The sequence below is a fragment of the Myroides sp. LJL115 genome, from assembly GCF_054871665.1.
Genome location: NZ_JBTXLS010000035.1, coordinates 20819 through 32837, shown reverse-complemented (window position 1 = coordinate 32837; position 12019 = coordinate 20819). Strand labels below are relative to the sequence as shown.

The window sequence follows — 12019 nt, the reverse complement described above, 5'->3', positions numbered from 1 at the left end:
TTAGAGTTCGGATTATTGGCAATCGCACAGAATATTAGAAAAAGAGTGGCATAAAATGCCTCTTTTTACACCAAAATACCGAAAATATATTTTTCCAATGTCTGAGCTTCGCATATTTAGAAAAATACCGAAAATCACACAGAAGTAAAATGCAAAAAAATAGGGCTGTCTCTTTTTCTTTAGAGACAGCCCCTTTACTTTGTAGCGGGAACAGGACTCGAACCTGTGACCTTCGGGTTATGAGCCCGACGAGCTGCCTACTGCTCTATCCCGCGATATTGTACTGCAAGAGTACGACCAATATTTTTCATACACAAGTATTTGTGAGTTTATTAGCATATAATGTAAGACTGTTTTTTAGGGTTTAGGTGCTTAATGTTTGTTGAATCAATTGCTTACTTGGCTTTTTGTTAAATGGAGTTTAACTTTATATTAGGTATTTGGTTTCTTTTGTTCACCATGTATTTTATGTTTGGCTTTAAGGTCTAAGAAAAAAAAGTGCTATTAATTTCTATTTTTGCTATTTAGTCGTTATCTTTAATATAATTGAGAATTTTAGTTATCCTAGTACTTGTATTAAAAACATGAATATTTTGTGCAATTTTGGTAATACTAATGCTTAATTATAATCTACATATCAAGGATATACCTTATCTTTGTTCTGATAAAAAAAAAGAAACATTATGACACATAAAGCAGGTTTTGTAAATATTATCGGTAATCCAAATGTCGGTAAATCTACTTTAATGAATGCATTAGTAGGAGAGAGGTTATCTATTATAACTTCTAAGGCTCAAACTACTCGACACAGGATTTTAGGGATAGTTAATGAGGAAGACTATCAAATTGTTTTCTCTGATACCCCTGGTATTATTAAGCCGGCCTATGAGTTACAGGAATCCATGATGGATTTCGTGAAAACAGCTTTCGAAGATGCCGACATTTTAATCTACATGGTAGAGGTTGGTGAGAAGGAATTAAAAGATGAAGCCTTTTTTAATAGGATTTCAAATAGTAAGGTTCCTGTTTTACTATTGATAAATAAAATAGACAAATCCAATCAAGTACAGCTGGAAGAGCAAATGGACTTATGGCATGCGAAAGTTCCTAACGCAGAGATTTTTCCAATTTCAGCTTTAGAACACTTCAATACGCAAGCAGTTTTTGATAGAATCATTGAGCTTTTACCTGTTAGTCCACCTTATTATCCAAAAGATGCATTAACGGATAAATCAGAACGTTTTTTTGTGAATGAGATTATTCGTGAGAAAATTTTATTGAATTACGATAAGGAAATACCTTATGCTGTTGAAGTAGAAACAGAAGAATTCCTTGAAGAAGAAATGATTATTCGCATCAAATCTGTAATCATGGTAGAAAGAGATAGTCAAAAAGGTATTTTAATTGGACATAAGGGATCAGCTCTGAAGAAAGTAGGAACTTCTGCAAGGGAAGAAATGGAAAAATTCTTCCAAAAGAAAGTACATTTAGAGTTATTCGTTAAGGTAAATAAAGATTGGAGATCTTCCGAATATCAATTAAAACGATTCGGATATAATCAAAAAAAATAGAAAGTAAAATAAATTCTAAAGTTTCGCGGGTAAATAGTAACTTTGCGTACGATTTATATAAAGAAATATGAGTAATATAGTAGCCATAGTTGGAAGACCTAACGTAGGTAAGTCGACTTTTTTTAATAGACTAATTCAAAGAAGAGACGCCATCGTAGATTCGGTTAGTGGTGTAACACGTGATAGAAACTACGGTAAAGCAGATTGGAACGGTCGTGAATTTTCTGTAATCGATACAGGAGGATATATTAAAGGTTCTGATGATATTTTTGAAGGAGAAATTAGACGTCAAGTTGATTTAGCTATTGATGAGGCGGATGTAATTATTTTTGTTGTTGATGTTGAAGAAGGTATTACACCTATGGATGCAGAAGTAGCAAGATTACTTCGTAAAGAAACAAAACCAATTTTTGTTGCGGTTAATAAAGTGGACTCTGCTAAGAGAATGGAGGATACTTTTGAGTTTTATAATCTTGGACTTGGAGAGATTTTTCCAATTGCTGGAATGAGTGGAAGTGGTACTGGAGATTTATTAGATGCAGTAGTTGCAGCTTTACCAGAGGAGGATAATTCACCAGAGTCAGAGGAAGAGCAAATTCCTCGTTTTGCTGTAGTAGGAAGACCTAATGCAGGAAAATCAAGTTTTATTAATGCTTTAATTGGAGAAGATAGATATATTGTAACTGACATTGCAGGTACTACAAGAGATGCTATCGATACGCGTTTTAATCAATTTGGATTCGACTTTAATTTAGTTGATACAGCTGGTATTCGTCGTAAAAGTAAAGTAAAAGAAGATCTTGAATTTTATTCAGTAATGCGTTCTATTAGAGCAATCGAACATGCGGATGTTTGTATTCTAATGGTTGATGCTACTAGAGGATTTGAAGGACAGGATCAAAATATTTTCTGGTTGGCTGAGAAAAACCGTAAAGGTATTGTAATCTTAGTTAACAAATGGGATTTGATTGATAAAGACACGATGACTGCTGCACAATTTGAAGCATCTATTCGTGAGCAAATCGCTCCTTTTACTGATGTGCCAATTATTTTTACTTCTACCGTTACTAAGCAACGTCTTTTAAAGGCTTTAGAGACTGCAGTAGAAGTATTTGAAAATAGAAAACAAAGAATTTCAACTTCTAAATTCAATGAAGCTATGCTTCCTGTTGTAGAGCATACACCACCTCCGGCTATTAAAGGTAAATACATTAAGATTAAATATTGTATGCAATTGCCTACGCCTACGCCTCAATTCGTATTTTTTGCTAACTTGCCACAATATATTAAAGACCCATATAAGCGTTATATTGAAAATAAGTTACGTGAAATTTATAATTTTCAAGGTGTGCCTATTGACATTTATTTCCGCCAAAAATAATTTTTCGGCTAGATAATACTAAAACGGTCTTTGTATATACAAAGATCGTTTTTTTTATGAAGAAGTATATTATTTTATTTTTAGTGATTTTCTATTCTAGTAGTATAGGAGCGCAAAATACCTATAGTCTTAAAGGAAGGCTCGTTGATTCTTTACGCAGTCCTATTGAAGCTGCTACAGTCTATGTTTCTAAACAGAAAGATTCTACTCTAGTGGAATACTCACTAAGTGGTCAAGATGGAAGCTTTGAGCTCAAAGTACTACCAAATAAGGAGGAGTTGTTTTTATCCACTAGTTTGTATGGGTTTTCCACTTTTGTTCAGAAGCTTAAAGATGGTGTAAGTCAAACTATCGATTTTGGAGATATTGTGTTACTCGAGCAAAGTAATGATCTAGAGGAGGTGATTATTATTGCCCAAGCGGCTCCAATTCGAATTGTCAAAGATACTTTGGAATTTAATGCTTCTTCTTTTAAAGTACGGCCAGATGCTAACTTAGAAACTTTGTTAAAGGAGTTACCAGGGGTACAGATGGACGAAAATAATAATATTACTGTCAATGGTAAACCAGTAGGTGAAATACTTGTAAACGGAAAGCCTTTTTTTAGCGAAGATGGGAAAATAGCTCTAGAGAATTTACCAGCTGATATCGTGAATAAAATACAAGTAACCGACAAGAAAAGTAAGACAGAACGTTTTACAAAGTCGGCAGCTGTAAGTGATGATGCAAGTATAAATATCACTATAGACAAGGATAAGAATAAAGGTTACTTTGGTCGTGTCTCTGCAGGATATGGTAGTGACGATCGTTATGAAAGTGCTTTGTTTTTAAATAGCTTTACTCAAAATACTAAATTTAGTGTAATAGGCTCTGCTAACAATATTAATGCTAGTGGTTTTTCTATGAATGATGTGTTTGATAATATGACTACTTCTAAGAGTAAAGGAGGTATAACAGAATCTCGACTTTTAGGAGCCAATATTAATCAAACTTTTAACGATAAGTTAAGCCTTGATGGTAGTTATAATTATAGTTATGGTGATACTAAGAATTGGGATAAAAGAAGTATGACAAAGTTTTTGCCAGATGGAGAGTTTTCTAGCGATAGTTTTTCCGAGTACCGAAATACTTCTCAAGGGCAAAGCGCTAATGTATCCATGGATTATATCAGCGATAAAAATGCACTTTATATTTCTCCTAGATTCAGTAGAAATCGTTCCTCAGGAGATCGTACATCACAAGAGGAATCCTTTGATGAAAATAGGGAATTAGTAAATAAAAGCAATAGTACTTCTCGCAATACCTCGGATAGTAATAGTTTTAGTAATAGTATCCGTTATATTAGAAAATTTGAAAAGGAAGGTCAATTTTTAAGTTTGGAATTCAACAATAGTAATTCCTCCAATAATGGTGAGGCTTTTTATGAGTCCTTTACAGAATTTTTTCAAAGTAATACACCAAACGACGATAGAAGGCAGTTTAAACAGACTACTACCTCTAGTGACTCCTACACTACCACTTTAGCTTATAACTTAGCTGTAAATGACTCTTTAAAGCTAATTATAGGAGGTAAATGGAATTATACCCAAAGTATAAGCGATCTACAAGTTTTTGACTTTGATGAGCAAACCGATACTTACTCTATACTTAATGAGAAACAATCTAATAGATATAAGACAGTAGAAAACCAACTACGTCCTTATACTAATATTAGTTGGAACAAGAAAAAGTTTTCTTTTCAATTTCAAGCAGATGCTGTTATAACTAATTTAAAAGCAACAGGTCTGTATAATAGTCAGGATTATAGAGCGGATAAAAATTATGTTAGCCCTGAGTTATTGTCCATTTTTAGATATTATTTTAATAAGAATACCCAAGTTAACTTTAGGTATAACTATGGTTTAACTTACCAAAGCGCAACCCAACTTTTAGCAATTACAGATTTGTCAGATCCTTTAAATACTATTATTGGGAATCCAGATTTAAAACCAACAGGTAATCACAGCTTTAATATCGGCTTTAGAACGTATAATTTTCAGAAAAGGGATGGTTTTGTAATCAATATTGGTAATTCCATTCAAAATAATAGCATTGTAAATTATGTGGTCTATGATGCAGATAGAAAGAGTACATCTACCTACAAGAACATCTCTGGAAATTACCAAATAAGGTTAAACTCAGAATGGTTTAAAACGGCTAAATGGGATCAACATACTCTTAAGTTTGGTATAGGGTTAAGATATAATAATTCGCTTAAGAAAGGGTTTATTGACGCTCTTGCTTATAAAGCTTATGCTAATGTGTTTACTCCTAGGGTATATCTTAATTATCAATTAGGAGATGATTTAATTATTAAGCCATTTTATAACTACACCTATAATACTACTAGTTATAGAAATTTTAGAGTAGATAAAGCTACTAGTTTTGTGCATAATTTAGGAATTCAAACCACTACTTATTGGCCTAAGAATATAGTTTTTGGAAACGATATATCCTATAACTACAATTCGCAAATAGCCAGTGGTTTTCAAAAGGATTATTATATGTGGAACGTTAGTTTAGCTTATGATTTTTATAAGAGTAAATTCCGTGCTAAGGTTAAGGTGTATGATTTACTTAATCAAAATACAAGTTCTATTCGAACCATTGACCCAACTCAGATCGTAGATTCGGAGTCTCTAGTTTTAAAGCAGTATGTAATGTTTTCTCTAGTGTATAATTTAAATGCTTTTGGAAAAAAACAAGCAAGAAGTGCTATGAGAAGTATTAAGATGAGGTAAAAAATAAAGAGACTATCTCATAAAGGTTACTTCACTGTTATTCAGACTTAATTCATTAGGTATAGTTTATATCCCAGATTAAGTCATTGTTTTATACTAAGTAAGATATGATATTTATTAAACAAACAAGGGGCTTTCTTCAATTGTGAAACAGCCCCTTTTTTGTTTGTATTACCAACTTCCGCTGGATCCTCCACCAGAAGATTCTCCTCCTCCGAAGCCTCCTCCAAAGCCTCCAGAATCACCGGATCCTCCCCAGCCAGAACCTCCAGAGCTACCCCAGCCGGATCCACCGCCATGGCTTCTTCCTAAACTACTAAGTATAATTATATTGGCTAAGTCGCCCAAAACACTTTCTCTTCTACGTCCACCTCGTGGGGGATTATGTCGATTGTTGTTATCTTTGTTTTTGGCAATTACCACGATAATAAAAACTACTATACCGGCTAAAAGAAACAGTCCCATGGTACTATCTCCTTGGTCTTGGTTGTTTTTTCTTGGTTTGTCTGCTTTATAAGAACCTTGAAGCATTTGCATAATACCATCTATTCCAAGGTCAAAACCAGCAAAGTAATCCCCTTTTTTAAATTGAGGAATAATTACATTACGTATCAATTCACCTCCTTGCCCGGCTGTTATCTGACTTTCAGCTCCATAACCTGGATATATTCCTATTCTACGGTCTTGCAAGGAAAAAAGCATTACTACGCCGTTGTCGATGCCTTTTTGACCTATTCCCCATTGTTGTAGCCATTCAGGTCCTATGTAATCAATGTTCTCTCCATCTAAGGAGTTTACAGTAATTAAAACAATTTGCGTTGAGGTAGAATCGGAATACTTTATGAGTTTATTCTCTAAGTATTTAGCTTGCTCTTTAGTTAATACCTTAGCGTAATCATACAAAGAGGTTTGTTCAGATAACTTAGGTTTAGGTGGGATTTGAAATTGGGCAAAAGTAAATTGACCAATAAGTAGTACCACCACTATTGTTAAAGAATGAAAGATTTTATTAAGCTGGTTTATGCTCATAATTTAGCTTTTTGATATTTCGTTTGATATTTCATTGGTGCTTAGCTCATCTTTTGGAAATAAAGATTCTAGCTTTTTTCCTGCCTTAGTAATACCTGAAATAAGGCCATCTTTGAATTTACCTTGTCTAAAGTGATCAATGACAAGTTCCTTTGTACTTTCCCAAAAATGTTCTTTCTCCACTAAGTTATTAATGCCTTTGTCTCCTAATATTACAAAAGCCTTAGGCTCCATGCAGACATAGAAAAGGATAGCATTACGTTTTTGGGTATTGAACATACCTAGGTGCTCAAAAACATGAGTTGCCCTAGTATATGGTTCTACATCGGTTTTGGTTTCTATATGTACTCTAATCTCCCCTGAGGTGTTTTCTTCAGCTCTAGCAATTGCTTGAACTACCTCAGCTTCTTGATCAGAAGTTAGAAAGTTTTCAATGTGTTTCATCTCTAGAAGTTAAATTCCACTTCTACTGGTTTGCTTGCTGATTCTACTGCTTTGAAATAAGGTTTTTCTTTGTAGCCAAACATTCCTGCAAAAACGGAGTTAGGAAAACGCATTACATAATTATTGTATTGCTTTACTTTATCATTAAAACGAATTCTTTGTGTTTGAATTGTATTTTCTGTACTAGCTAGTTCATCCTGTAATTTAGAGAATTGAGCACTTGCTTTTAATTCTGGGTAGTTTTCACTTGCAACTAATAATCGGGATAACGAAGAAGATAACTGGCTTTGTGCTTGGTTAAACATTTCTAAGTTTTCTGCGGTCATATTAGTAGGGTCAATTGTAATACTTGTAGCCTTAGCACGTGCATTTACCACTCCCTCTAAAGTGCTCTTTTCGAAATTTGCAGAACCTGCCACTGTATTTACTAAATTTCCGATAAGATCATTTCTACGTTGATAAGCTGTTTCTACATTTGACCATTGGCTTTGCTCATCTTGGCTTAATGTTAAAGCTGTATTATTAATAGAAATACCATAGGCGAAGATTCCACCAAATATAACTACTAGTGCGATGATAGGAAGTAGTGCTTTTTTCATTGTCTTTATATATATTTATTTATTAAAGTTCGTTTTTGATACTAATAAGTGTCTTTTTTACGTATTCTAGTCGTTTGATAATTTCATAATTATCTTGCTTTTCTTTGGGATTGTTCTTGATATATTCCTTAGCCCCCTCTAGGGTAAAGCCTCTTTCTTTTAATAAATGATAGAGTAGTTCAAGGTTCTCTACATCTTTAGGAGAGAACATTCGATTGCCTTTAGCATTTTTCTTAGGTTGGATGAAGTCAAATTCTTTTTCCCAAAAGCGTAAAGTCGATGCATTAACTCCTATGGCTTTGGCTATTTCACCAATACTATAATATCTTTTGGGTGGTAAATTAAATTTCATTAGTCTAGTGATTGATTTTCTTGGTTAGCTTCTTGAGATAATAATTCAAATTCTTTAGCAGAGATATCCCCATAATAATAATTAATTGGGTTTACGATATTGTTTTGATAATATACCTCATAATGTAAGTGAGGTCCAGAACTCCTACCACTGCTACCTACAAAGCCTATTACATCTCCTCTTTTTACGCTTTGTCCTTGTTTAACATTGTATTTGCTAAGATGTCCATATCTAGTTTTATATCCATAGCCATGATCCACCTCAATTAAATTACCATATCCAGATAGCTTATTATTAGCTATTGTTATCTTTCCATCTCCTGTTGCATATATAGGAGTTCCTAATTCTGCTGAGAAGTCCATTCCATTGTGGAATTTTCGAATTTTGGTAAAAGGGTCACTTCTATAACCAAATCCAGAGGCCATTCTTTTAAGATCTTCATTTTTTACTGGTTGAATAGCCGGTATGGAAGATAAGAATTTTTCCTTTCCTTTTGCAAGTTCAATTATATCATCTAGAGACTCGGATTGGATAACAATCTGCTTAGATAGTTGGTCAATTTTTTTATTGGTGTTGACTAAAATCTTCTCATTGCTCAGACCTATGAATTCTCTGTATCTATTAAAACCTCCCAAACCAGATTTTCTTTGTTCCTCTGGAATAGCGGCAGTATTGAAATAAGCACGATAAATGTCATTATCTCTTGTTTCCAATTCATCAAGTACTTGGGCTAGTAAATCTAGTTTTTTGTTTAAAAGAATATAATTGGTTTTATAGGCTTCTAGTTCCCTTTGCTGTAATTTTTCTCTAGGTGTCTCTAAGATGTCTGTATTAATTAGGGTAAATAGTCCAAGTACTCCAAAAAGTGCTGAACTACATAGAAATAAAAATATACTCCCAATAAATCTGAATTTTTTTGGACGTATTTTTAAGAATGCTAATTTTTCAGGGTCGTAATAATATTTTACCTTAGCCATATTTTAAAAAAACACTATTTTTGCATTTAGTTTTATTCCATTTAGGTAATAAAACCCGATAGCTAACAAAAATATAAAATGTTTTTGGTTTTTCTGGGGTTTTATCTCCTTAAAACAAGGGGTAAAAGTAGTATGAAAGTTAATTTAGCGATTATTTAACACCTTTAGACTGTTATAGATAATCCTTATAAAAAGTGAAATTTAGTTTCCATAAAGATATGAAATCACAAGAAGTTCGTCAGAAGTTTTTAAGCTTTTTTGAACAGAGAGGACATTTAATTGTACCATCTGCGCCGATCGTTTTGAAAGACGATCCCACTTTAATGTTTAATAACTCTGGAATGGCCCAGTTTAAAGAGTATTTTTTAGGCAACGCCATCCCTAAAAGTAAGCGAATCGCCGATACCCAAAAATGTTTACGCGTTTCTGGAAAGCACAATGACCTAGAGGAAGTTGGTATTGATACGTATCACCACACTATGTTCGAAATGTTAGGGAACTGGAGTTTTGGTGATTATTTCAAAAAAGATGCTATTGCCTGGGCATGGGAATTATTGACAGAAGTATATAAGATTCCAAAGGATATCCTATACGTTACTGTATTTGAAGGAAGTGAAGCTGAAAATGTGCCTTTTGATCAAGAAGCTTGGGATTTATGGAAAGAGCTAATTCCAGAGGACCGTATCTTATTAGGTAATAAAAAGGATAACTTCTGGGAAATGGGAGAGCAAGGACCTTGTGGACCTTGTAGTGAAATTCACGTAGATATTAGAAGTGCTGAAGAAAAAGCTCTTGTAAGTGGTCGTGACCTTATAAATATGGATCACCCTCAAGTGGTAGAGATTTGGAATAACGTTTTTATGGAGTTTAACCGTAAAGCCGATGGTTCTTTAGAAAAATTACCTCAACAACATGTTGATACAGGAATGGGATTTGAAAGACTTTGTATGGTTTTACAAGGGGTTCAATCTAACTATGATACCGATGTTTTCTCTCCTTTGATTAAAAGAGTTGAAGAATTAACTAATGGAAAGTATACCATTGTAGCTGATACAGCAGAGCAAGATAAAATTAATATCGCTATTCGCGTTATAGTGGACCATGTTAGGGCTGTCGCTTTTGCTATTGCCGATGGTCAATTGCCATCTAATAATGGTGCAGGATATGTTATTCGCCGTATTTTACGTCGTGCAATTCGTTATGCATTTACTTTCTTAGATAAAAAAGAAGCTTTCATCCATCAATTAGTTGAGGTATTAAGCGAGCAAATGGGAGAATTTTTTCCAGAAATCTCTGCTCAAAAGAACTTTGTAATGAATGTAATAAAGGAGGAAGAGATTTCTTTCTTACGCACTTTGGAACAAGGATTGCATTTGTTAGATAACGTTATTGCACAAAGCAATACAAAACTGATTTCAGGGGCAAAAGCTTTTGAACTATACGATACTTTTGGTTTCCCAATTGATTTAACCGCTTTGATCTTAAGAGAAAAAGGGTTGGAATTAGATGAGCAAGGTTTCCAAAAAGCAATGCAAGAGCAAAAAGATAGATCTCGTGCTGCTTCTGAGGTTTCTACAGATGATTGGAGTGTTTTAATTGGTGGTAATGTTGAGGAATTTGTAGGTTATGATCTTTTAGAGAATAACGTTAAAATTACTAGATACCGTAAAATTGAGAGTAAAAAAGATGGGACTTTATTTCAAATTGTTTTAGATAAAACACCATTCTATCCAGAAGGAGGAGGGCAAGTTGGAGATATTGGAGTATTAAGTAGTCCAAATCAAGATATAGAGATTATTGATACTAAAAAAGAAAGTAATTTGATTCTTCATATTGTAAGAGAATTACCTTCTAATTTAGAAGCTGAATTTATTGCTAAAGTAGATGTACAAGCTCGTAGAGCCTCTATGGCAAATCACTCAGCAACACACTTATTGCACCAAGGGTTACGTAAAGTATTAGGAGAGCATGTAGAGCAAAAAGGATCTTTAGTAAGTCCTAGCTATTTACGTTTTGACTTTTCTCATTTCTCTAAAGTAACTACAGAGCAATTGCAAGAAGTGGAAGATTTTGTAAACCAAAGAATCCATGAGCAATTACCTTTACAAGAAAGTAGGAGTATTAGTTTTGATGAGGCTATTTCTCAAGGAGCAATGGCTTTATTTGGTGAGAAATATGGAGATTCTGTTCGAGCGATTCGCTTTGGAGAGAGTATTGAGCTTTGTGGAGGTACCCATGTTCAGAATACTGCAGATATCTGGCAATTCAAAATACTTAGCGAAGGAGCAGTTGCAGCAGGTATTAGAAGGATAGAAGCTATTACTAATGTAAAAGCAATGGAATACTTCGATAACCAAGAGAAAACCTTAGATCAAATTAAATCGCTTTTAAAGAATCCTCAAGATGCAATCAAAGCTGTATCTTCTTTACAAGAAGAGAATGCTAAATTGAAAAAGCAAATTGAAGAGCTATTAAAGCAAAAGGCAAAAGGTTTAAAAGCAGAATTAAAGACACAAATTACTTTAGAAAACGGCATTAATTTTTTAGCTACCCAAGTGGATTTAGATGCTAATAGCGCTAAAGACCTTGTATATGAGCTAGGAAGTGAAGTAGAAGATTTATTTGTGCTTTTAGCAAGCAGTGCAAACGACAAACCTATGTTGACTTGTTATGTAGCTAAGAGCCTTGTAGAGTCTAAGGGATTAAATGCTGGACAAATCGTTAGAGAGTTAGGTAAACACATCCAAGGTGGAGGTGGGGGACAAGCTTTCTTCGCTACAGCAGGAGGAAAGAACCTAGAAGGACTTCCACTAGCGGTGTCACATGCAAAAGATTTTTTAAAATAAAATAGAATAACAAAAAGATTCTCCAAATAAGGAGAATCTT

At 33.9% G+C, this 12019-nt stretch carries 9 protein-coding genes and 1 tRNA gene; 4 read left to right on the top strand and 6 right to left on the bottom strand.

Annotated features, from left to right (window positions below):
- Positions 1-202: 202 nt before the first annotated feature.
- Positions 203-275 (bottom strand) — tRNA-Met (locus ACYSNX_RS09455).
- Positions 276-683: 408 nt separating this feature from the next.
- Here ACYSNX_RS09455 and era point away from each other — a divergent pair.
- The 3 genes from era (at position 684) to ACYSNX_RS09440 (ending at position 5732) form a co-directional block, all read left to right on the top strand.
- Entirely contained in the window at positions 684-1571 is an 888-nt protein-coding gene (gene era / locus ACYSNX_RS09450; protein ID WP_461754432.1) for a GTPase Era, read from the top strand.
- 67 nt (positions 1572-1638) lie between these two features.
- Positions 1639-2952 carry a ribosome biogenesis GTPase Der gene (der, locus tag ACYSNX_RS09445; protein ID WP_461754431.1) on the top strand — a complete coding sequence of 438 codons (1314 nt, stop codon included), beginning with the start codon at positions 1639-1641 and terminating at the stop codon, positions 2950-2952.
- A 56-nt stretch (positions 2953-3008) separates the two neighbouring features.
- Positions 3009-5732, top strand: a complete 2724-nt coding sequence (locus tag ACYSNX_RS09440) for an outer membrane beta-barrel protein (RefSeq protein WP_461754430.1) — start codon at positions 3009-3011, stop codon at positions 5730-5732.
- Between the two features lie 171 nt (positions 5733-5903).
- On the opposite strand, the gene ACYSNX_RS09435 is transcribed toward ACYSNX_RS09440, so the two are convergent.
- The 5 genes from ACYSNX_RS09435 to ACYSNX_RS09415 are packed head-to-tail and all read right to left on the bottom strand — an operon-like array spanning position 5904 to position 9133.
- Entirely contained in the window at positions 5904-6761 is an 858-nt protein-coding gene (locus ACYSNX_RS09435) for a TPM domain-containing protein (RefSeq protein ID WP_461754429.1), read from the bottom strand.
- Between the two features lie 3 nt (positions 6762-6764).
- A complete protein-coding gene (locus ACYSNX_RS09430; RefSeq protein ID WP_461754428.1) occupies positions 6765-7205 on the bottom strand; it encodes a TPM domain-containing protein in 441 nt (146 codons plus the stop codon).
- A gap of 2 nt (positions 7206-7207) precedes the next feature.
- Positions 7208-7804: a LemA family protein gene (locus ACYSNX_RS09425; protein ID WP_461754427.1), complete on the bottom strand. Its 597-nt coding sequence runs from the start codon at positions 7802-7804 to the stop codon at positions 7208-7210.
- Positions 7805-7826: 22 nt separating this feature from the next.
- Entirely contained in the window at positions 7827-8156 is a 330-nt protein-coding gene (locus ACYSNX_RS09420; RefSeq protein WP_461754426.1) for a MerR family transcriptional regulator, read from the bottom strand.
- Complete coding sequence (locus tag ACYSNX_RS09415) at positions 8156-9133, bottom strand: peptidoglycan DD-metalloendopeptidase family protein (protein WP_461754425.1); 978 nt, start codon at positions 9131-9133, stop codon at positions 8156-8158. The genes ACYSNX_RS09420 and ACYSNX_RS09415 overlap by 1 nt, the downstream gene beginning before the upstream one ends.
- 218 nt (positions 9134-9351) lie before the next feature.
- Between ACYSNX_RS09415 and alaS the strand changes: the two genes are divergently transcribed.
- Positions 9352-11979 carry an alanine--tRNA ligase gene (gene alaS, locus ACYSNX_RS09410; RefSeq protein ID WP_461754424.1) on the top strand — a complete coding sequence of 876 codons (2628 nt, stop codon included), beginning with the start codon at positions 9352-9354 and terminating at the stop codon, positions 11977-11979.
- Positions 11980-12019 lie beyond the last annotated feature (40 nt).